The sequence below is a fragment of the Shewanella halotolerans genome, from assembly GCF_019457535.1.
Lineage (GTDB): Bacteria > Pseudomonadota > Gammaproteobacteria > Enterobacterales > Shewanellaceae > Shewanella > Shewanella halotolerans.
The window spans coordinates 566,926-590,166 of record NZ_CP080417.1 but is presented as its reverse complement, the minus strand read 5'-3'; the positions used below and the strand labels follow the sequence as shown (position 1 = coordinate 590,166).

General features: G+C 57.4%; 10 protein-coding genes. 6 read left to right on the top strand and 4 right to left on the bottom strand.

The window, feature by feature from the left end; translation table 11 throughout:
• Positions 1-19 precede the first annotated feature (19 nt).
• The 5 genes from K0H81_RS02655 to K0H81_RS02635 all read left to right on the top strand — a co-directional run bounded on the left by K0H81_RS02655 (position 20) and on the right by K0H81_RS02635 (position 17,356).
• Positions 20-1,672, top strand: a complete 1,653-nt coding sequence (locus K0H81_RS02655) for an ABC transporter transmembrane domain-containing protein (protein ID WP_220059802.1) — start codon at positions 20-22, stop codon at positions 1,670-1,672.
• A complete protein-coding gene (locus K0H81_RS02650; protein ID WP_220059801.1) occupies positions 1,672-3,771 on the top strand; it encodes a peptidase domain-containing ABC transporter in 2,100 nt (699 codons plus the stop codon). The genes K0H81_RS02655 and K0H81_RS02650 overlap by 1 nt, the downstream gene beginning before the upstream one ends.
• A complete protein-coding gene (locus K0H81_RS02645) occupies positions 3,764-5,089 on the top strand; it encodes an HlyD family type I secretion periplasmic adaptor subunit (RefSeq protein WP_220059800.1) in 1,326 nt (441 codons plus the stop codon). The genes K0H81_RS02650 and K0H81_RS02645 overlap by 8 nt, the downstream gene beginning before the upstream one ends.
• Before the next feature lie 9 nt (positions 5,090-5,098).
• Positions 5,099-15,823 carry a VCBS domain-containing protein gene (locus tag K0H81_RS02640; RefSeq protein WP_220059799.1) on the top strand — a complete coding sequence of 3,575 codons (10,725 nt, stop codon included), beginning with the start codon at positions 5,099-5,101 and terminating at the stop codon, positions 15,821-15,823.
• A gap of 375 nt (positions 15,824-16,198) precedes the next feature.
• On the top strand, positions 16,199-17,356 hold the full coding sequence (locus K0H81_RS02635; protein WP_220059798.1) for a putative sulfate/molybdate transporter: 1,158 nt from the start codon (positions 16,199-16,201) through the stop codon (positions 17,354-17,356).
• Between the two features lie 41 nt (positions 17,357-17,397).
• Here K0H81_RS02635 and K0H81_RS02630 read toward each other — a convergent pair whose 3' ends face one another.
• Both K0H81_RS02630 and K0H81_RS02625 read right to left on the bottom strand, forming a co-directional pair.
• Complete coding sequence (locus K0H81_RS02630; RefSeq protein ID WP_220059797.1) at positions 17,398-18,147, bottom strand: substrate-binding periplasmic protein; 750 nt, start codon at positions 18,145-18,147, stop codon at positions 17,398-17,400.
• Positions 18,148-18,298: 151 nt separating this feature from the next.
• On the bottom strand, positions 18,299-19,390 hold the full coding sequence (locus tag K0H81_RS02625) for an alkene reductase (RefSeq protein WP_220059796.1): 1,092 nt from the start codon (positions 19,388-19,390) through the stop codon (positions 18,299-18,301).
• Positions 19,391-19,517: 127 nt separating this feature from the next.
• On the opposite strand from K0H81_RS02625, the gene K0H81_RS02620 reads away from it, so the two are divergent.
• Positions 19,518-20,435 carry a LysR family transcriptional regulator gene (locus K0H81_RS02620; protein ID WP_144199848.1) on the top strand — a complete coding sequence of 306 codons (918 nt, stop codon included), beginning with the start codon at positions 19,518-19,520 and terminating at the stop codon, positions 20,433-20,435.
• A 67-nt stretch (positions 20,436-20,502) separates the two neighbouring features.
• On the opposite strand, the gene K0H81_RS02615 is transcribed toward K0H81_RS02620, so the two are convergent.
• Entirely contained in the window at positions 20,503-21,861 is a 1,359-nt protein-coding gene (locus tag K0H81_RS02615; protein WP_144199850.1) for an ammonia-forming cytochrome c nitrite reductase subunit c552, read from the bottom strand.
• Positions 21,862-21,917: 56 nt separating this feature from the next.
• The gene (locus tag K0H81_RS02610; RefSeq protein WP_220059795.1) at positions 21,918-23,129 is read right to left on the bottom strand and encodes an NnrS family protein; all 1,212 of its coding nucleotides are present in this window, start codon (positions 23,127-23,129) and stop codon (positions 21,918-21,920) included.
• Between the last annotated feature and the right edge of the window lie 112 nt (positions 23,130-23,241).

Genomic DNA, 23,241 nt, shown 5'->3' with positions numbered 1-23,241 from the left:
ATTCCAAGGGACGGCATAGATGGTTAAAACCTTTCGTTTGCTCGCACAGAATCAGTCGTTCAACGAACTGCTCCTCACCTCTGTGTTTATCAATCTGCTTTCACTCGCCCTGCCTTTCACCATGTTACAGATCTACGATCGTATCTTGCCCAACGAGGCACACGGAACGGCAACGGTACTCGTGATTGGGGTTGCCATCGCCATCCTGCTGGAGCTGATCCTCAGATACGCCCGCAGCTGGCTGCTGGGTGCCTCGGCGGCCAACTATGAGTTGCATACCATCACCCGGGTGGTGAAACGTCTGCTCAATGCCGATTATCATCACATAGAGAACCTCGGCGCTGGCAAGATCTCCCACGGCATCCACAGCATAGCGGCGATGCGCGACATCTACTCTGGCCAGGCGGCCGTGGCGCTGATGGATTTCCCCTTCGTGATCATCTTCCTCGCCCTGGTGGCCTACATAGGCGGGCCTCTGGTGTTTATCCCCCTGATCGTCTGGCTAATTGCCGGCGTGAGGGTGTGGCAACTGGGGCAGAAGCTCTCTCTCGCCACCAAGGAGCTAAGCCTGAGCCAGGATGAACGTACCCGACTCTTGATGCTGGTGCTCTCGGGCCTCACCACTACCAAGGCGATGGCGCTCGAGTCCCGCATGACCTACGCCTATAAGAAGATCAATCATCAACGCCTCGCCCAGCAGGAGGAGGTCGACTGGCTGTCGGCGAAACTCCAGGAGCTGATACAGGGCACCGCCCAGGCCACCACCCTGTGCCTGGTGATGATAGGTTGTTTCGAGGTGCTCAACGGTAACCTCACCACCGGCGGCTTGGCGGCCTGCTCCATCCTGGCCGGGCGCGCCGTCGCCCCCTTAAGCGCCATCGGCAGCCTGAGGGCCAAATATGTCAGCGCCAAGGAGGCGATGGATCAGGTCAATGCTTTGGTCGCGACGCCACAGGAGACCTTTAACGGCCAGACCCGATATCAACAGAAACTGCCCCTAGGCCCTATCCGCTTCGAGGGTGTCAGCGCCGAGAAGACCAGCGCCCGGCTCGACAACATCAGCCTCACCATACCTGCGGGCAGCATCGCCACCGTTACCTCCAACCCCATGACCCATGCCAGTCTGCTGCTGAGCACCATAGGCGCCTATCACCAGCTAGATAGTGGGCAGATCGCCATCGCGGGTGTGCCGCAGCAGGATCATGACGGCTTCGAGTACCGTCAATCCATCTGCTATGTTCCCCCCTGGGCCAGCCTCTTCAGCGGCTCCATCTTAGACAACATGACGCTGTTTCGCCGCGAGCGTGAGGCCAGCGCCATGCTGATCGCCGACCAACTCGGCCTATCGGCCACCCTGGCGCAGCTGCCAGCCGGTTATCAGACCCAGGTAGGCAGCAATGAGAATCAGGTGCTTAACAAGGGGGCTATCAAGCTGATCGCCCTGGTGCGGGCCCTGGCACAGTCCCCCTCTATCCTGCTGCTGGATGAGCCCATGGTTTCACTGGATGCCGACTCCCAGGCGCGCCTGCTGCAGATGTTAGCCGAGCGGCGCGGGCAGATGACGGTTGTCATCGCCTCCTATTTCGATGAGGTCGCGGCGCTGAGCGACATGCAGATCGCACTCGGCGAGCATGGCGAGCTGGCCAGCCAAGATCAAGGAGGAGCACGCTAATGAATCAGCACCTGGATCCGATACATCTGCCCAAGTCGCTGCTGATCGCCCTGTTCCATCAGCTGGGTCTTAGCGTACAGGCCAGCAACATAGACAAGAGCGATCTCCACGACAGGCTCACCCACCTCGAAGCCTATATTCTGCTGAAGAAGCATCATGTGGGCATCAAGGTGCAGGCACTGGATGCTAACCTCCTGGTCCACAGCGTCTACCCTTTCATCTTGCTACCACAGGATGGCGAGCCTATGGTGGCAAGGCGCAGCAACCACAGTTTTCAATACTTAAACCAAGATAATCAATGGCTCACACTCGACAAGCTGCCGGGCGCCGGCCACGTGTTTCTGGTAGAGAGCCTGCCGGCCCAGAGCCGAAGCAGCAGCGTGTTCGCCTCCCATCTCGCCAAGCTCAGGCCCTGGTACCGCCCCATCTTCTGGCTGAGTCTGTTATCCAGCCTGAGTGGCCTCGCCATTCCCCTCTTTACCATGGCGGTGTACGACAGGGTCATCGGCGGACAGGCGCCGCAGATCCTGCCCAGCATAGCTCTAGGTGCGGCCCTTGCCTTGGGGATTTTTGTCGCCAGTCGACTGCTTAGGGCACAGGCTTTGGCCAATGTCAGCAACCGCTTCGCCAGGGATCTTTCCGGCATCACCTTCAACCGCCTGCTGAGCATGCCCCTTAGCCTGCTCTCACGCGTCGGCCTCTCCAGCCATATCGCCAGGATGCGCAACGCCGAGAAGGTGCGCAGCCTGGTGGCCGGCCCAGGCGGAGGCGGCCTTATCGATCTGCCCTTTACCCTCATCGCCCTCGTCGCCATCACTCTATTGAGTGGCTTTCTGGTGCTGGTGCCGCTGGCCATGTTGCTGCTCTTCTACCTGGTGATGAAGGCGCTGGACAAGTATACCCAGGCCGCGGCGCCCACCATCAGCGGCGAATATCAGAACAGCCTCAACGAGCTCTCGACTCATCTGCTACCGCTCAAGAGCGCCGGCGAGAGTGGCGCCTGGTACGAGCAATTTATGCGCCGCGCCCGGGAACATTGCCGGCAGAACTTTCTCTACAGCAAACGCGCGGGGCTCAACGCGGCGGTGGCCCATGCCATGGGGCTGTTTACCGCCCTAGCCACAGTGTTTACCGGCATCTTCCTGGTCCTCAACCAGAGCATCACCCCTGGGGCGCTGATCGCCTGCGTCATGTTGATCTGGCGGATCACAGGCCCGGCGCAGCTGGCCTTCGCCTCGCGGCAGAAGTTTACCCTGCTTAAGGGCGCCGTCGATCAGTTCGACCGTTTCATGGGCGTCACCACAGAGTTCAATGAGCTCAGACTCGACTCGCCAAATCTCAACCAGACACCGGCGCTCTCCTTTAAGCATGTGACCCTGAGATACAGCGCAGACAGCGAGCCCGCCCTCTCCGGGGTCACGCTCGACATCGAAGCCGGCGAGACGGTGGCCATCATAGGCCCCAACGGCAGCGGCAAGACCTCGCTGCTACTCACCGCCATCGGGGTTATCGAGCCCCAGGCCGGCTTCGTCACCGTCAACGGCAAAAACCTGAAACAGTTCGACCCTGAGATCTTCCGTCAGTGGGCCGCCTACAGCCCCACCAACAGCGAGATCTTACCCGGCACCCTCGCGGACAACCTGCGCCTTGCCAAGCCAGAGGCCAGTGACGAAGAGCTCAAGCAGGCCCTCACGGATGCCGGTGGCGCCTCGCTGCTGCAGGCGCTGAAACAGAACATAGATGCCAACCTCTTCTCCCGCGGCACCAGCATGTTCTCGGCGGTAGAAAGCAGCTATATCAGCCTGGCAAGGGCCCTGTTGAAAGGCTCTCCCCTGCTGGTGATGGATGAGCCGATAGCCAATCGCAATCCCTTTGCCCGACAGGCCTTTATCCAGACCCTCAAACGCCTCAAGGGCAAGACTACCATCCTGTTCACCACACACGACCAGGCACTGATCCAGCTGGCCGACAAGGTGGTGATCCTCGACAAGGGCACAGTGGTCTACGCCGGCCCGCTGCCTAACCAAGACAGTGTGACGACACAAAATGCAACTCACCAGGACACAACCCCCAGCATGGAGGCCTCACAAAATGAATGACAGCCAACTCACTCAGCATTCCTGGCCTGAACACGAATTTACCGAGGCCGTCGAGGCGCCTGCCGAGAAGCGCGCCATTCGCCGCATCACCTTCTTTATCGCCACGGCCGTATTCATTCTGCTGATCTGGTCAATCTTCACCAACATAGAGGAGATCGCCAAGGCCAAGGGCCAGGTGGTGCCGCTGGGCCACAGGCAAGTGATCCAGAGCCAGACTGGAGGCACCCTGGCGTCGATCGCCGTCGCCGAGGGAGACCTGGTCCAGAAGGGCGACCTGATCGCTAACTTTGTCGCCACCGACAGCCAGGCCCTGAAGGAGGAGCTACAAAGCAAGCAGGCCAACCTGGAGCTGAAGATAGAGAGATACACCGCCTTCCTCGAGGAGCGCGAGCCCGACTTCAGCGCCTATCAACTCGGCTTCCCCGCCCTAGTGGCTCAACACATCAACGCCCTGGCCCGCATGAATCAGGAAAAACAGGCGATCATCGCCCTGTCCGAATCTGACGTGGCCAAGTCTGAGGCTGAGCTGGCCAGCATCGAACAGGAGATCACCCCGCTCAAAGATCAGATACGCTCGGTGGAACAGACCCTCAAGATGATGAACTCGGTTAAGGAGCAGCAGGCGGTTTCTAAGCTCAGGATGCTGGAATCACAACAGAAACTCGATGCCTATATCCGTGAACTCAAGGTGCTTGAGGGGCGTCGCAGCGTGCTGCAACGCAACATAGATAATCAAGAGAAACAGCTGGCACAGAAAGAGGCGAGCCTCTTCAACGAGGTGGGCGAGAAACGCACCGACGCCCAGGCCGAACTGCTGGGCATTCTAGCCCGTCTCAAATCCTCAGATTCCCTTGTGCAGCAGAACCGGGTCACTTCGCCGGTAGATGGCATCATTCAATCTATCCCCAACAACTCGGCGGGTAGCGTGATCCAGCCAGGCGGTACCGTGGCGGTGATCGTCCCCACCACACCCACTGCGCTGCTAGAGGCCAAGCTGTCCCCAAGAGACATAGGCTTCGTCACCGTCGGACAGAAGGCCCGCATCAAGATAGATGCCTTCGACTACAGCCGCTACGGCGCCATCGATGGGCTGGTGAAGAAGATCTCCCCCAGCACGGACGCCGACGAGAAAGGTGGCGTTTTCTACAAGGTACAGATCGCCATAGACAAACCCTACTTCGGCGACCAACCCGACAAGCTGGCGTTGATCCCCGGCATGACGGGAGAAGCCGACATAGTGACAGGCGACAAGACAGTCTTCCAGTACCTGTGGAAGCCGGTATTTACCAATGTGACCGAAGCCTTTGGTGAACGTTAGGAGAACGCCATGAGCCAAGATAAGCGCCCCAACACGTCGCCTCAGGACGAATCTAGTCAGGCTACTAATCAGGCTAAGCCGCAAACCAATTCGCAGCCGGCGAGCGAGCCGGAGCCGTTAACAGAGGCTCAGCGACGTGAGCGCGAGGCGAAACGTCTCGCCAGGGCGCAGGATAAGGCGGTCGAGCAGCTCAAGGCCGAAGAGTATCGCGATGGCAAGACGACGAGCCGCTTCAATCAAGATCTGGTGGCGGATAAGTCTTGGCACACGGCCGCCAGCGCAAGCGCAGAGCCAGAGCAACTAGACGCAGATCTGGCAAATAGTGCAGATCAGGGCCCAATGGCTCAGGCAGAGCTGACACCAAGCTCAACAGAATTAGACGGTAGGATGGCGTCAGCGGCTCAGTCACAGCAAAGCCAGTCTCAAGAGGTTCAGCCACAAGAAGCCCAGGCACAAGAAACTCAAACGCCAGAAGCACAAGCAAATGCGGCGCAGGTGCAAAACAAGTTGGCCCACCGCGCAGTGCAGACCACGGGAATAGAGGAGTTTAGCGGCTTCGAAAAAGGCACAGCCCAGACCCCAAACCTGACGCCTCTTGCCCACGCCCTCAACTCAGACGGCAAGCCGCCCGCCTTTCAGGTGACCCTGACGAGTAGCGAGACACAAGCTCATAAGCCACCACAGCCGAGCACAGGCTCGACACAGCAGCCAAGCACACAGCAAACAGGCACTCAGCCCCCAACAACTGACCGCCCCACTACCGAGCCTCAGGTCTCGCTCACTGGCACTGGCACTGGCACTGGCACTGGCACTGGCACTGGCACTGGCACTGGCACTGGCACTGGCACTGGCACTGGCACTGGCACTGGCACTGGCACTGGCACTGGCACTGGCACTGGCACTGGCACTGGCACTGGCACTGGCACTGGCACTGGCACTGGCACTGGCACTGGCACTGGCACTGGCACTGGCACTGGCACTGGCACTGGCACTGGCACTGGCACTGGCACTGGCACTGGCACTGGCACTGGCACGCATGAAAACCCGTTACATATTGATAGTCAACAAGATTTGCAAACGATTAAAGAAAATAGTGTTATCGATACGGTATCGGGCAAACTCGCGGCCAGCGGCGACACTAAGGACGCCGTCACCTGGACTGTGGAGACCAGTAAGGGACAATATGGCGATCTTGTGCTCAATCCCAGCACGGGTGAGTGGCACTATCATCTCAACAACTTCGATGCCAAGACCAATGCCCTGTTCGAAGGCGAGCACCACAACGAAACCTTTACCATTACGGCCACAGACAATTTGGGTAACAGAGTCAGCAGCGTCATTTGCGTCGCCGTCGAGGGCAGTAACGATCTGCCGGTGATCTCCGGCGTCCATCACGCCAGCCTCAACGAGCTGGGCTCGGTTGATCGGGTATCGGGGCAATTGATCGCCACAGATCCCGACTCGGGAGACGGCGTCCATTGGGCCGTGCCCCACTCATCAGGCGTCTATGGCGAGCTGGTGATCGACCCAGATACAGGTGTCTGGCAGTATCGGCTCGATAATAGCTCGCCCAACACCCTCTCCCTACATGCGGGCCAGGTGGCCACGGAAACCTTCAGAGTCACGGCAACCGACAGCTCGGGACAACCCGTCAGCCAGATAGTGACCATAGAAGTTCACGGCGCAGATCAGCGAGCCATCATCCATGGCATGGCCAGCGGCTTAGTAACAGAAGACAGAGACCTGGTCGCCGGACAGCTACAGACATCTGGGCAACTGACGGTGATCGATCCCGATGGCGGCGACAATCACTTCATTGCCACCACACTCCAAGGGCAATACGGCACCCTCACCATCAACGATCTCGGCCACTGGACCTACAGCGCGGATAACTCTCAAACAGCCATTCAGGGGCTCAAATCCGGTGAGTCACTCACCGAGACTCTATTTGTTCACAGCATCGATGGCACAGAGCAGAAGGTGACCGTCACCATCAATGGCACCGACGACAAGGCGGTGATTGGCGGCGCGGCGACAGCCAGCGTGACCGAAGACAGAGACCTCTACCTGGGCCAGCTCAGGGTGGATGGCGCGCTGACAGTCACCGACGCCGATCATGGCGAGGCGCAATTTGTCGCCACCAGCCTACAGGGCCAATATGGCACCCTTACCATCAACGACCTTGGCCACTGGACCTACACCGCCGATAACGCCCAGGCCGCCATTCAGGGGCTCAAATCCGGCGAGTCCCTCACAGAAACCTTGTTTGTTCACAGCGTCGATGGCGCGGAGCAGAAGGTAATTGTCACCATTAACGGCACAGACGACAAAGCGGTAATTGGCGGCACGGCCACTGGGACTGTGACCGAAGACAAAGACCTCTACCAGGGACAACTGAGAGTGGACGGCGCGCTCACGGTAACCGATGCCGATAGCGGTCAAGCGCAGTTCCAGGCAACTAGTTTACAAGGTCAATTTGGTACCTTGTCGATTGATTCAAATGGCCACTGGATCTACACGGCCGACAACTCCCAGGCCGCCATTCAGGGGCTCAAGTCTGGCGAGTCCCTCACCGAGACCCTGTTTGTTCGCAGCGTTGACGGCACAGCGCAAAAGGTGACCGTCACCATCAATGGCACAGACGACAAGGCGGTAATTGGCGGTACTGCAACGGGGATTGTTAATGAAGACAGAAACCTCTACCAGGGACAACTCAGGGTGGATGGCGCGCTCACGGTGACCGATGCCGACAGCGGCCAAAACCAGTTTGTTGCCACCAGCCTACAGGGCCAATACGGCACTTTGACCATCAACGATCTCGGCCACTGGAGCTACACAGCAGATAACTCACAAAATGCGATACAGGGGCTCAAGTCCGGTCAGTCACTCACAGAGACTCTGTTTGTTCACAGCATCGATGGCGCAGCGCAGAAGGTCACCGTCACCATCAATGGCACAGACGACAAGGCGGTAATTGGCGGCACGGCCACGGGCACAGTGACCGAAGACAAAGACCTGTATCAGGGACAACTCCGCATCGATGGCGCGCTCACCGTCACCGATGCGGACAGTGGTCAAGCTCAGTTCCAGGCAACTAGTTTACAAGGTCAATTTGGTACCTTGTCGATTGACTCAAATGGCTACTGGACCTACACCGCCGATAACTCACAGACCGCCATTCAAGGCTTAAAAACGGGTGAGTCATTAACGGATACATTGCTGGTTCACAGCGTCGATGGCACAGAACAGAAGGTAATTGTCACCATCAATGGCACAGACGACAGGGCGGTAATTGGCGGTACTGCAACGGGGATTGTGAATGAGGACAGAGACCTCTACCAGGGACAGCTCAGGGTGGACGGCGCGCTGACGGTCACAGATGCCGATCATGGCGAGGCGCAATTTGTCGCCACTAGCCTGCAAGGCCAATACGGCACTTTGACCATCAACGATCTCGGCCACTGGACCTACACGGCCGACAACTCTCAGGCCGCTATTCAGGGGCTAAAGTCCGGTGAGTCGCTCACAGAGACTCTGTTTGTTCACAGCATCGATGGCACAGCGCAGAAAGTCACCGTCACCATAAACGGCACAGACGACAAGGCGATGATTGGCGGCAGTGCAACGGGCACAGTGACCGAGGACAAAGACCTTTACCAGGGTCTGCTCCACGTCGATGGTGCGCTGACGGTCACCGATGCGGACAGTGGTCAAGCTCAGTTCCAAGCAACTAGTTTACAAGGTCAATTTGGTACCTTGTCGATTGATTCAAATGGCCATTGGACCTACACGGCCGACAACTCCCAGGCTGCCATTCAGGGGCTGAAATCGGGCGAGTCACTCACTGACACCTTGCTGGTGCACTCAGTCGATGGCACAGAACAGAAAGTCACCGTCACCATCCATGGTACCGACGATAAAGCGGTCATTGGCGGCACGGCGACAGCCAGCGTGACCGAAGACAGAGACCTCTACCTGGGCCTGCTGAGAGTCGATGGCGCGCTGACGGTAACCGATGCCGATAGCGGTCAAGCGCAGTTCCAGGCAACTAGTTTACAAGGTCAATTTGGTACCTTGTCGATTGATTCAAATGGCCACTGGACCTATACGGCCGATAACGCTCAAACCGCTATTCAAGGGCTCAAGTCCGGCGAATCACTCACTGACACCTTACTGGTGCACTCAGTCGATGGCACAGAGCAGAAGGTCACCGTCACCATCAATGGCACCGACGACAAAGCAGTGATTGCTGGCGCAGCCACGGGGGCGGTTACCGAAGACAAAGATCTCTACCAAGGCCAATTGCGTGTTGACGGAGCACTCACGGTAACCGATGCCGATAGTGGTCAAGCGCAGTTCCTGACAACTAGTTTACAAGGTCAATTTGGCACACTGTCGATTGACTCAAATGGCCACTGGACCTACACGGCCGACAACTCTCAGGCCGCTATTCAAGGGCTCAAATCCGGTGAATCACTCACCGAGACTCTGTTTGTTCACAGCATCGATGGCACAGCGCAAAAGGTGACCGTCACCATCAATGGCACCGACGACAAAGCAGTGATTACTGGCGCAGCCACGGGGACGGTTACCGAAGACAAAGACCTCTATCAGGGACAACTGAGGGTCGATGGTGCGCTCACCGCCACCGATGCGGACAGTGGTCAAACGCAGTTCCAAGCAACCTCACTACAAGGTCAATTTGGTACCTTGTCGATTGATTCAAATGGCCACTGGACCTACACCACCGACAACGCTCAAACCGCTATTCAGGGGCTGAAATCGGGCGAGTCACTCACTGACACCTTGCTGGTGCACTCAGTCGATGGCACAGAGCAGAAGATCACTGTGACCATAAACGGCACAGACGACAGGGCGGTAATTGGCGGTACTGCAACAGGAATTGTTAATGAGGACAAAGACCTCTATCAGGGACAACTCAGGGTCGATGGCGCGCTGACAGTCACCGACGCCGATCATGGCGAGGCGCAATTTGTCGCCACCAGCCTACAGGGCCAATATGGCACCCTCACAATCAATGATTTGGGCCACTGGACCTACACGGCCGACAACTCCCAGGCCGCTATTCAAGGGCTTAAATCCGGTGAATCACTCACCGAGACTCTGTTTGTTCACAGCATCGATGGCACAGCGCAAAAGGTGACCGTCACCATCAATGGCACCGACGACAAAGCAGTGATTGGCGGCGCGGCGACAGCCAGCGTGACCGAAGATAGAGACCTCTACCTGGGCCAGCTCAGGGTGGATGGCGCGCTGACAGTCACCGACGCCGATCATGGCGAGGCGCAATTTGTCGCCACCAGCCTACAGGGCCAATATGGCACCCTCACAATCAATGATTTGGGCCACTGGACCTACACGGCCGACAACTCCCAGGCCGCTATTCAAGGGCTCAAATCCGGCGAGTCACTCAACGAAAATCTGACGGTACATAGCCTGGATGGCACTGAGCAGCAGATCATCATCAAGATCTCAGGACAAGATGATGCCGCCGTCATCACGGGAGAAGACAAGGGCTACTTGAAGGAAGACCATTATCCTGCAGGTGATGCGCACCATACCCTGCACTATACGGGTTCCCTGGACGTCCATGATCCAGACAAGGGAGAGAGCTATTTCCGGGCGACTCACGACGCTCAGGCGATCTCAGATCCCTTCGGTGGCAGCCTGGATATCGAGAAGCACGGGGTGTGGCAATATGTGGTCTCAAATGACGCCCTTCAGCATTTAGGTAAGGGGCAGTTTGAGCAGGTCGTCTATCGCGTCTACAGCACCGATGGCACGAGTAAAGATATCAAGATCACCCTAGAGGGCACCAACGATGCCCCGGTGGTTAGCGCCACCCAGATACTCCCAGCTGGATTGGAAGACCACGCCTTCACCATCACCCAGACCCAGCTGCTCGCCAATGTCACTGATGTCGATGACAACGACGCCGGGCAACTTACAGTCGCCAACCTGCATGCCGATCATGGAACTATTACCAGCAACCCCGACGGCAGTTTCACCTTCACGCCAGATAAGGACTACAACGGCGAGGTGCATTTTACTTACGATGTGAAAGATGCCCACGGTGGTACGGCTCACACTGGCGCAAGCACTACATTAGCAGCTGTCAACGACGCAGCAATAATTACAGGAACCGATACCGGCTCTGTCACCGAAGATCTTCATCCTCATGCCCCTGTGCAAGGGAACTACGCCTATAAGCTTGAAGCACGTGGCACACTTCAGGCTATAGACCCTGATGCAGGAGAAAGTGGCTTTGAATTCAAAACTCTTATCTCGGCAGCAATGCACCCAGAGTGGCGACCTTATTCTTCATCGCTGGGTGGACAATTGGCAATTGACCCAAAAGGGAACTGGAATTACTACATAGATAACCGCAAACCTGAAATCCAGCACTTAGGTAAAGGCGAAACCTTAACGGATACCGTGACGGTGCACTCTAAAGATGGCACCACCCACGATATCGTCATTACCATCCACGGCACTAATGATGCCCCGACAGTATCAAGTGAGGTGCAGTTAAACTCAGGCAAGGAAGACACTGTTCAAACCATTACTGCGTCTGATTTGCTGGCGCATGCAACCGATATTGATAATAACGACCAAGGCCAGCTTACCGTCGCAAACCTTATCGCCGACCATGGCTCCATTCGAGACAACCAAGATGGCACCTATACCTTCACCCCCGACAAAGACTACAACGGTGCGGTGCATTTTACCTACGATGTCAAAGATGCTCACGGCGGAGTGACTCACACAGGCGCCAGCACCACACTGGCAGCTGTCAACGACGCAGCAATAATTACAGGAACCGATACCGGCTCTGTCACCGAAGATCTTCATCCTCATGCCCCTGTGCAAGGGAACTACGCCTATAAGCTTGAAGCACGTGGCACACTTCAGGCTATAGACCCTGATGCAGGAGAAAGTGGCTTTGAATTCAAAACTCTTATCTCGGCAGCAATGCACCCAGAGTGGCGACCTTATTCTTCATCGCTGGGTGGACAATTGGCAATTGACCCAAAAGGGAACTGGAATTACTACATAGATAACCGCAAACCTGAAATCCAGCACTTAGGTAAAGGCGAAACCTTAACGGATACCGTGACGGTGCACTCTAAAGATGGCACCACCCACGATATCGTCATTACCATCCACGGCACTAATGATGCCCCGACAGTATCAAGTGAGGTGCAGTTAAACTCAGGCAAGGAAGACACTGTTCAAACCATTACTGCGTCTGATTTGCTGGCGCATGCAACCGATATTGATAATAACGACCAAGGCCAGCTTACCGTCGCAAACCTTATCGCCGACCATGGCTCCATTCGAGACAACCAAGATGGCACCTATACCTTCACCCCCGACAAAGACTACAACGGTGCGGTGCATTTTACCTACGATGTCAAAGATGCTCACGGCGGAGTGACTCACACAGGCGCCAGCACCACACTGGCGGCGGTGAGTGACCAAGCCCAGATCTCAGGCGATACCTGGGGCGAGCTCGTCGAAGATCACCATCAGGACGCCCACAACCAGATTGCTATCTCGGGCCAGCTCAATGTGCAGGATCCCGATGCGGGACAGGCGGCCTTCCAAGCGGGCACGGCGACACAAGTGGACGACCCCTTCGGCGGCAGTCTGCATATCGGCGCCGATGGCAGCTGGACCTACGACGTCGACAACGCCAGGCTACAAGAGCTGAGCGAACATCAGGAGGTCTTGGTTACCCACAGAGTCTATACCTTGGATGGCACGGCGCAGGATATCGTCATCAAGATAACAGGCACCAACGATGCCCCTATGCTTGGCGTGGCGCAGCTCTCCAGCACCACTGGGCATCTCACGGTACAAGACCCAGACAGCCAAGACAGCCACAGCTTCTCGGTTGCCCAACAAACGGGACAATTTGGTACCCTGGTTGTCGACCCAGACACAGGCGCCTACAGCTACCACCTCAATCAGAGCGTCGCCGGCATGCATTACGACAAGGCCAGCGGTCAGTACCAAGGCACAGACACCTTCGAGGTGCAGGTCAGTGACAACCATGGCGGCAGCGAGACCAAATTTATCAGCTTCGATGCCAGGGTTAGCCTCACCGCGCCAACAGGCGCAGGCTTACAACCCCAATTGCATACCACAGTCACCAGCCCATCGCAGCTGGCAGACACTAGGCCACAGCTGCCCCCGACACAGACCATAGGCAACGCCATTACTCTCGCACTGAGTCATGGCAGCGATACAGGGGCCTCCGACAGCGACGGTATCACCCATGACACCCACCCTGTGATCGAAGGGCAGACGGACATCCCCTTCTCCCTGGTCACCCTCTATGAGCAGGGCAACAAGCTCACCAGTGTGTTAAGCGATGCCCAAGGGCACTACAGCGTCGCACTCAACGGCCTGAGCGAGGGCGCGCACCAGCTCACTGCCAGTGCCCAGGCTCCCGGCAGTCAACAAGCGGTGCAGGCCACACCGCTGGCGCTCACAATCGACACCCAGACAGACATAGCCGTGCATAGCGCCTCCCTGAATGGCCAGGGGGAGCTGATGGTGCAGGTCTACCTGCCCAAGGATAGCGAGCTGACTCAGCTGGTGATCAGCAGCAGTGGCGGCGGTCAACCCCTGGTGATCAACCCTCAACATCACGGCGCCATAGGTGGCAGCGTGAGTCATCCCGATCATCAATATATTAATTTCGAACATATCGACCTCTCATCGCTGCCCGATGGCGAACTTACCATCAGCGTGCGCGGGCAAGACTTAGCGGGCAATCAAGCTTCGGCCACTAGCAGCCAATTTAACGGCTCGCCGCTCAGCCTCAACACCCAAATACCGCCCCTTACCCTGGCGCTGACCCATGATACCGGCCTGTCGAGCAGTGATGGCATCACCACAGACGCCAGCCTGACCATAGGTGGCCAGCTCGCGGGCATGCAGGTGGAATATTCAGTCGACGGTGGACAGCATTGGCAGTCGCAATTTACCCCAGTGCAGGGCCATAACCAGCTGTGGGTGCGTCAGACCGACGCCTTCGGCCACGCATCGCCCCACACCCAGCTCGACTTTGAGCTGGATAATCAGGCGCCGCTTCCCCAGATACGACTCGACGCCATCACGCCAGACAATCTGGTCAATGCCGCCGAGGCAGGCAGAAGCATAGCGGTCACGGGCAGCGTCAACAGCGAAGTCCCCGCAGGTACAGCAATCACCCTAGCCATAGGACAACAAACCTATCAGGGACAGGTGGACTGTCAGGGGCATTTCAGCGTGCAGGTGCCCGGCAGCACGCTGGCAGGCGCCCATGAGATCAATGCCTCCCTGATCACCACAGATGTTGCCGGCAACCAGGGAAGCGCCACAGAGAGCCATCAATACCTAGTCGATACCCAGGCAAGCATAGACATGAACCCCATCGCCGGCGACAACATGCTACAGGCCGGCGAGCATCATCAACCCCTCACCATCAGCGGCACGGTCACTAATGTCGAAGAGGGGCAGAGGGTGACCGTTTCCATCGGTGGGCAGCAATACCATGCCAATGTGCATAACGGTTGCTGGAGCACCCAGCTAAGCGCCGCCGAGGTCGATGCCTTGCCGGGCGGGAACCTGGAGATCAAGGCCATGGTCAGCGACATGGCGGGTAATCACGCCCAGATGAGCAGCCCCCTGTATGTGGTCGACCACGCTAACCCCATACCCAGCATGAGTTTTCTCACGCCGCCTACGCCAACGGGGACGGGCGCCATTGGCTCCCACATTTCGGGCGATCTGATTGCGCCGCCGTTACTGCAACAGCTTACACCCAACGCCCCTACCACTGGCGCCTGGGCGATCGATGACGGTCATGGTCATCCCACCCTGAGCCTTAGGGGCCAATACGGCACACTGACCATAGATCCAGATACCGGCCACGTCGACTATGTCTATAATCAGGCACCAACACCGGGCGACAAAGCAGCTGGTGGCACCCATTGGGCAGGCGAAACCATGTCTGAAACCCATCACGATATCTTCCATATCCTCTATCACGACAGCCACTCCTCCAATGTGGATGTGGAAGTGAATCTGGATATCACCTATGTTCACGGTCACAGTGGTCACAACCAACTATCAACCCAGTTGGTAGATATGACGGTCACCCCTGTCACCACTAGCCCTGCCCCGCCGCCACCGCCGCCTGAGCTGCACGATGCTACCCAATGGGATGGCGACCAAGATGCGATCGATGATGCCCAGGTGATTGTCATCCCGATGGACGAAGGCAAGGAAGAGGATAAGCATGCTGCAGATCTGGATGACAAGCCGGTGCATAGCCAGCCCCATGAGCTAGCGGCGAGTAGCACCGAACCCTCCCATACAGAGGCGGACACCCGCCCAGCTATGGCTGCGGTGCTCGCCCCCGTGGACCACTATCTACAGATGGTGGGGCTGAGTCAGCAGGATCTGGCGCAAGTCGAGAGTCACACTAAGCCTCAGCCGGATCTGGATACGCCGTTGATGGCCACGGAGCACTTCGACGCCGACGATCTCACCCTGACTCAGGCGGATCAGTTCGACAACCCGCTGCTGGAGGAGCATGAGAAAGAGAAGCCTCATCCATCGCTTGTGGATATCGACGATCCCAGAGACGATCAGCATGCCTGTGCCCATGATGACGACCTGCTACACAACGCCTTAAACGATATGCACAACCAACTCTGACGCAATCACAAGGCCCGTTTACGGGCCTTGTGCCGATAAAACATTAGTGGCTCAACACCCGATCTACAGCAAAGACCCTAGTCCCAATTTAACAAACAGCGTTTCTCCCCTGACTTAATCACTGTTCGTTTGTCAGAAGCGGGATACTTACAGCCACAAGCAGCCAAAAATTCACTGCTAGCGCAGACTTCATAAAAAGTCAGCATCAATCAATATTGAGATCTCTTGTCCCAGTGCCGGCCAAGAGTGTGACAACTTGTCTCATCCACTTCAGCCAAATGGCCCATTTTGCCTCGGTTTTCCCCATAAAAGCCTACAAAAAACATGGCATTAAATTTGCCATGAAATGAGTGATGATTTCCCACGGCAAGTAATATGAGATGTAACACCCAAGACGTTAGCCAGCTAAACAAACACATAGGAGAATTCAGCGGCGCCTTCGCCGACCTCGGCACCTTTCTGCCACTGGTACTCGGCCTTATCGCCATCAACCACTTCTCCCCTCAAGGGATCTTTCTCGGCTTCGGCCTGTTCGCCCTCTTTGCCGCCTACTTCTATCGCAGACCCATTCCGGTACAACCGATGAAGGTGATTGCGGCGCTGGTGATCGCCCAGGGACTCACACCGGGCATGCTGCAGGCCAGCGGTATCATGATGGGCCTCATACTCTTGCTGCTGGCCTATAGCGGTGCCATTAACTGGATGGCAAGGCAGCTGTCACCCGCCATCAGTATCGGCATACAGCTAGCTATTGGCCTACAACTCATCTGGATGGGCGGACAGATGATGAGCGGCACCTGGTTCATCGGCATACTGGCCTTCAGCGCCCTGTTTATGAGCCGTTTCATGCCGCTTCCCTACCTGGCCATGCCCCTGGTATTGGTACTAGGCGTCCTATGGCAGGCAAACCAGGGCTCGGCCACCAGCTTCACCCTGTCGGCCACCACAGACTGGCAATTGGGCTGGCCCAATATGGATGAATGGAGCTCGGCGGCGCTACTCCTGGTACTGCCACAGCTGGCGTTGACCCTGACCAATGCGGTGATCGCTACCTCAGCCATGGCCGGAGAGAAATTCCCCCAAGATGCCCTGGTAGATGATAAGCGCTTCGCACCGCGGCGACTGGCCACCAGCTCCGGCTGGGCAAACCTGCTGCTGGCACCACTGGGCGCCACGCCCATGTGCCACGGCGCGGGTGGCCTGGCGGTGCAATACCATTTTGGCGCCAGAAGCTGGCGAGCCCCCGCCCTGTTTGGCCTGACCTGCATAGCGATCGCCCTGTGCTGGGGCGATACCATAGCCCAGGTGCTATCTCTGATCCCCTTGGCGATTCTGGGGAGCCTGCTGGCAATCGCCGGCTTGCAACTGGCCTGGTCGAAACGCTTTCTCGATGGTAAACCCTTCTGCATCTTTGTGATCTTATCCACCGCTGCCGTCTGCCTGACCATCAATACCGCCGCCGGACTCGCCGTAGGTGTGATATTAGAGATGGGCCGCAGGCAGTGGCATCTGATCTCTGATCTAAGACACTAACAGCTTGTGCATGTTAATCCCTCGGCACCGCCCCTCGGCAGCTAAGGGATTAACCTATCATCGAACTCGAGATAATGTTCACCCAAGAGCTGCGCCGTCCTGCCGCTACGCTTCATTTCGCGCAGCGCCTTCGAAATGGCATCGACAAAGGCTTCCGTCTTGGGCGTGCGATGACAGGTGATCTGATCAAATTCGATCCTTATGGGATGCGCAGGCGAATAGCTGAGGCGATATAGATACTGGTTCACATCGGGTAGATAGGCGAGAAACACTTGAATACGACCACTTTCCAGCTTCTTGATATTCTGTTCATCGGTCGCGGCGTACTCTATCTTGACACCTGACGCTAGCAGCTCTTGATCCCACACCTCAGTGCCTAGGGTTGCCCCAACCAATCCCCCCTGAAGCTGGGCAGTCGATGTCAGCGCAGGGGTGCCTCGCAGGGTCATCATATACTCTTTAAAGACGCCCAACGGGAAACTGGTCACTATCTTATCCACACCAAACTCTTGGCGCATCACGTTGGCGTAACTGTAAATACAATCGTAACGGCGCTTGCGAAACATGTAGATGGCTCGCTTCTCTGGGATGACATCTTCGACAAAGTCGACCTTCGCCATACCCGCCGCCTCCTGCAGCAGATTTTGATAAGGCCCACTGTGCTGCTTATTGATAAGGCCGGTAAAGTGGGGAGCAACCAGGCTAATCTCGGCCGCCCAAAGAGAAACATTCACACAGAGGGTCAGACACAGACTAAGACTCGACAGTATGAGTACACTAATCAACGGCATGGCTTTTCCTCATTGAGAGTTAATCTCTATGCTGACGATGGAAAATGGTTCGCCAGCAGACAATTCCTCCACGGACACTAGCTATAAACATAGTCGCAAATGCCTGATTGAGAGAAAAATTCACCTTAACATCCCAAGGCCCCGCGCCAATTTAAGTCGCCTTGGGATAATCCGTATACCCAGCGGCGCCACCACCAAACAGCGGCCCCTTGTCGAAGCTTGCCAGTGGCAACTGGTGCTGCAACCTATGAGGCAGGTCCGGGTTGGCGATAAAAGGGCGACCGAAGGCTACCAGATCCGCATAGCCCTTACTCAGCACCTCGCTGGCTCTGGCGAGATCGTAGCGTCCTGCCACGATAATAGTGGCGTCGAATAGGTTGCGCAGCTGCACCCTGAAAGACTCGGGGATCTGCGGCGCGTCATCCCAATCCGCCTCTGACAGATGAATATAAGCGATCCCCATCTTCGACAGCGCGCCGGCAGCCAGCAAGATGGTATCGACGATCTCGGGGCAGTTCATGTCCTTGAAGGTCACGAAGGGAGCGAGACGCACGCCGACTCGTTCCGCGCCTATTCTTTCGCTCACGGTCGCCACCACCTCAAGCAGGAAGCGAATACGTTTCTCACCGCTGCCGCCGTAGGCATCGCGGCGCTTGTTAGAGTTGGTGCGCAGGAACTGATCGATGAGGTAACCGTTACCGCCATGGATCTCCACCCCATCGAAGCCGGCGGTCACCGCATTGCTCGCAGCCAAGGCAAAGTCCTTGACCACACGATCGATATCCGCCTGGGACATCTCTCTGGGCGTCGGACAATCCACCATCTGCCCCTCGGGGTGCGCAGCATCGACCACCCACACCTGGGTTCCTTCCGGCTTAATGGCCGAGGGGGCCATGGGCGCCTCGCCGCCCTGAAAGACAGGATGAGACACCCGGCCCACATGCCAGAGCTGATTGAAGATCTTACCACCCGCACTGTGCACCGCATCTGTCACCTGACGCCAGCCGTCGATCTGCGCCTGGGTATAGATGCCTGGGGTGAAGGAATATCCCTGGCTATCGCCTGAGATCTGAGTCGCCTCGGTTACTATCAGCCCCGCCGAGGCACGCTGGGCGTAGTAGGTGGCCATCATCTGGTTGGGCAGATTGCCCGGCTGACTGGTGCGTGAGCGGGTCATCGGTGCCATAACGATACGGTTGGCCAAGGTGTTCTGGCCCATCTGGTAGGAGTTAAAGAGTTTCATCGGGTTTCCTTATGCCGACAGCTGGCGGCAGATGCAGTTCAAGTTGTTCGATGAAACAGAGTCTATTACCCGTTACATAATTTGATAATTAGGCTAGTATTGAAATCATTTTCAAAAATTTTTTGATATGTATCATCTCAAAGATCTGCAACTGGCGATCCGCATCGCCGATCTGCACAGCGTATCGGCCGCCGCCCGCGAGTTGGGCATGACTCCTGCCTCCGCCAGCGCCGCCCTGCAGCGTCTGGAACATAAGCTCAACTGTCAGCTGTTCGCCCGCTCGACCCGCAACATGCAGCTCACCGAGGAGGGCCAGGCCTTCATCGACACCGGGCGTCAGGCCCTCAGCCTGCTGCAAGGCGCCAGCGACGCCCTCGCCGACAAGCGAGGCGAACTCAGGGGCGAGCTGCGCATCGCCCTCCCCTCAGATCTTGGCCGCAATCGGGTCAGAGCCTGGCTAGATGAGCTAGCGGCCCAGGCTCCCGAGCTGACCCTGAGGCTCTATTTCGGCGATCAGCTGGACGACCTCATCGCTCAGAATGTCCACCTGGCGCTGAGATACGGTGAACTACAAGACTCCTCCCTGATGCGTCGGCAACTGACGCGTATGCACAGGGTGGCGGTGGCCTCCCCAGGCTACTTAGCGCGACATGGCCGCCCGAGCCATCCCCAGCAGCTTAGCCAACATAAGATCTTATTGCTCAACCGGGGTAACACCCCATGGCACAAGTGGCGATTTGCCGACAAACAACAGCCCCTCGAGGTCGAGCTGACGGGCAGCAAGAGTTGCAACGACGGCGCCGTGGTAAAAGAGTGGGCCCTGGCGGGGGAAGGGATCGCCTACAAAAGCTGGTTCGATGTGGCCCAGGAGGTCACAGAGGGCAGGCTCGAGCTGCTGCTGACCGACTATCTGGCCGACCCCATCCCTCTGCAGCTCACCTATCTGCAAACGGAATACCCAAGCCACAAGGTCCGCACCTGCATCGAGTTTCTTAAAGAGAAATGCCAGGCCTTCGACAACCAATATCCGCTGCTCAGGCGCTAGCAACAAAAAACGCCGGCTCAATCTCCTGGCCGGCGCTTTTAATTACGTAAACTTGAAAGCCAGTAGATTAGTAACCAGTTCGGCTCACCGCGGGCCAGTGTTTATCCACCTCTTGCTTGATAAAGGCCTGCTTAGCCTCGGTCAGCTTATCCAGCTCGATCCCCACCGCCTGCTGCGCCGCCTCCTTGGTGGAGATGTCCGGGTAGCTCACTTGGGTGACAGACAACATGCTGAGGATTTCGCTAAGCGCGCGGCGGGCATGTTCGGCCTGAAGGATCGCCGTGTCGAGCAGGGCGTTAGCCTCCTGGGGGTTATGGGCATAGCTGCCGTGGGATGACATGGCGAAATCCCAGCGCCACTGGGCATGACGGATCGCCATGATGGCATCGTTCATGATGGCCCAGCTCGCACCCGCATCCCAGGCGGCTCCCGCCTCATAGTGGGCCTTGACCAGCAGTTGCTCCACGCGTCTCGCCTTCTCGGCTATCTGCGACTTGGCCGAGTTGAGCTGCTTCATTAAGGCCTGTTTATTCTCATGGCAGCCCTGACACACAACGTCATAGTTTGGCAGCGCCTTGCCCACCTGATGGTTGGTGTAGGCCTTGCCCTCGCCGTCGGTCGCCGCCGGCATGTGGCAGGTCACGCAGGTCACCCCCGCCTTAGCGTGTTCGCTGCGACTCCAGTGCTCAAACTCTGGGTGGCGCGCCTTGAGGATGGGCGTCTTAGAGACGGGATGGATCCACTCGTAGAAACGGCGGGTATCGTAATATTTTTCAATAAGATCTGCGCTACTGCCGAAGATCCAGGGAATGTTAACCTTGTTGCTGCGCTCCGGCTGAAAATAGTAGGTCACATGACACTGGCCACACACCTGCGCCCCCTGCATTGCCTCATCCTGCTTGTCGAAGGGCAGATGGACCTTGGCCATGGCGTCGCGGGCGTGAGGACGCGGCAGGGTCAACTCCGCCTTACCCTGCTCATGACAGTCGCTGCAGTAGACCACGCTGTTCATCTCGGTGCCGAGATCGGTAAAGTTCTTCGCCGAAAAGCCTTCGACCCCCAGCTCATCGATGAGCCTTGGCACGTCCGGCGACTTACAGGTCCAGCAGCTCGCCGACAGCCCCTTCTTGCCCTCTCCCGGTGGCACACCTGTGCGCAGGGTATGGGTCACGTCGGCCACCGCAAACTGATGCCCACGAGGGCTATGGTACTCCTTGGCGTAGGCCGAGCCCGCCCAGAGGATAATGGCGGCGGGATAGCTGGCCAGCATGTCGCTGCGCGCCGCCTGGGTCGAAGTCGCCTGCCAGCTGGCATACTGGTTAGGATATTTGGCCTTCATCTTCTCGGGGCTAATATCTGCGGCGAGCGCCTGACTCAGGGTGCACCAGCCTAGCAGGCTCAATGCGATGGCAGTTAGTTTCTTCATTACACTTCCACACTCATTTAAATGACTACTTGTGTCTGGGATAGATTGTCTCTGGGCTAGCCCGGACGTCCGTCGACTCTGGGCCGGATTAATATGGGCGCGTAGCACCAGACAAACCAGCCGAAAGCCAGGCTCCAGCAGCTGCCGGCGATCCACAGCCACAGCTCGCTATACTCGGGAAACCACAGCGGCATCACGGCCCGGCACAGCGCCGCCAGCGTGATGCCCATAAAGGCCAGTGACATCTTGGGGCCCTGATAGATATTACGGCTGGTATGGCCCAGAGAGACCCGGGAGATCATCGACAGGCAGAGCCCGGCCATGGTGCCTATGGCAAACAGATGCAGCAGATGGCGATAGGCATTTTCATCATCTATGTTCCAGGCGAGCGCCGCCAGGGTCAGGGGTAAACAGAGATAGGCCAGCTGCAAGGACCAGAGCATGGGCTCGCCGAGCGTCTTGTGGGGCAGCCAGCGACTCCAGCGCAGCAGGTGTGCCAGCGCCGTCACCGCCAGCAAAGCTTGCTCGCCCCCGGGCGCGAGGTATTTAGTGATCCCCTGGGCAATCAGCAAGATCATCAAGGCAATCAGGCTGAGATCCAACGCCTTAATCGGCTCAGGCTTAGCCAGTTTGATGCGCACAGCGGTAAAGAAGGGGATCACCCGACCGCCCACTATGGTGATCAACAGCCCCAGCCACCAGAGCATGCCCTGCCAGATATGGTGGCTCAGCACGAAATCGCGCTGGCTCAAGGCGTAGTAACTCAGCAGGTTGATCCCCGTGGCCACCAGCAACATGATGGGAAAGCCTATGTTGCGCCACTGCTTGACCCGGTAGATGCAAGACCAGAGCTTGGCCGCCGTCAGCAGCAAAAAGAGGCTGTCAAACAGCGCTGGCAGCCACACCGGCAGCTCAAACGGCGACAATAGCAGCACGCGCGCCAGCAACCAGCAGGCAAATACCAAGGCCAGGGGCCAGCCCTTGAGGCTAGGCTGATTGGTCCAGGTCTGCACCGAGGTGAGCAGGAAACCAGAAACGATCGCCAAGGCAAAACCGAACAGTAACTCGTGAGGATGCCACCAGAGCGGCACCACCTTGACCCAGAACTGAGATCTCAGCAGGCTCATCTCCGGCAGATACCAGGTGATCAACCACAGGGGCACATACAGGGTCGCCAGCAGGGCGCCCCCCAGGAAAAAGGGCCTAAATCCCAGGCGCCAAATTGCCGGTGTCTTGTCGACCACGCTAGGATCATCGATATTTAACATCTGCTGCGCCTCGGTCTGAATAAGGGATTAAACAAACATCTTGAATATAGCTTTATTGCCGCCAGTCTACTCAGAGGAGAGATAGCGGACAACGGATATTCGAGCCGAACAA

Excerpts from the sequence above, each read along its gene's own strand:
- K0H81_RS02655 (WP_220059802.1), top strand. The coding sequence starts at position 20 with ATGGTTAAAACCTTTCGTTTGCTCGCACAGAATCAGTCGTTCAACGAA.
- K0H81_RS02650 (WP_220059801.1), top strand. The coding sequence starts at position 1,672 with ATGAATCAGCACCTGGATCCGATACATCTGCCCAAGTCGCTGCTGATC.
- K0H81_RS02645 (WP_220059800.1), top strand. The coding sequence starts at position 3,764 with ATGAATGACAGCCAACTCACTCAGCATTCCTGGCCTGAACACGAATTT.
- K0H81_RS02640 (WP_220059799.1), top strand. The coding sequence starts at position 5,099 with ATGAGCCAAGATAAGCGCCCCAACACGTCGCCTCAGGACGAATCTAGT.
- K0H81_RS02635 (WP_220059798.1), top strand. The coding sequence starts at position 16,199 with ATGAGATGTAACACCCAAGACGTTAGCCAGCTAAACAAACACATAGGA.
- K0H81_RS02630 (WP_220059797.1), bottom strand. The coding sequence starts at position 18,147 with ATGCCGTTGATTAGTGTACTCATACTGTCGAGTCTTAGTCTGTGTCTG.
- K0H81_RS02625 (WP_220059796.1), bottom strand. The coding sequence starts at position 19,390 with ATGAAACTCTTTAACTCCTACCAGATGGGCCAGAACACCTTGGCCAAC.
- K0H81_RS02620 (WP_144199848.1), top strand. The coding sequence starts at position 19,518 with ATGTATCATCTCAAAGATCTGCAACTGGCGATCCGCATCGCCGATCTG.
- K0H81_RS02615 (WP_144199850.1), bottom strand. The coding sequence starts at position 21,861 with ATGAAGAAACTAACTGCCATCGCATTGAGCCTGCTAGGCTGGTGCACC.
- K0H81_RS02610 (WP_220059795.1), bottom strand. The coding sequence starts at position 23,129 with ATGTTAAATATCGATGATCCTAGCGTGGTCGACAAGACACCGGCAATT.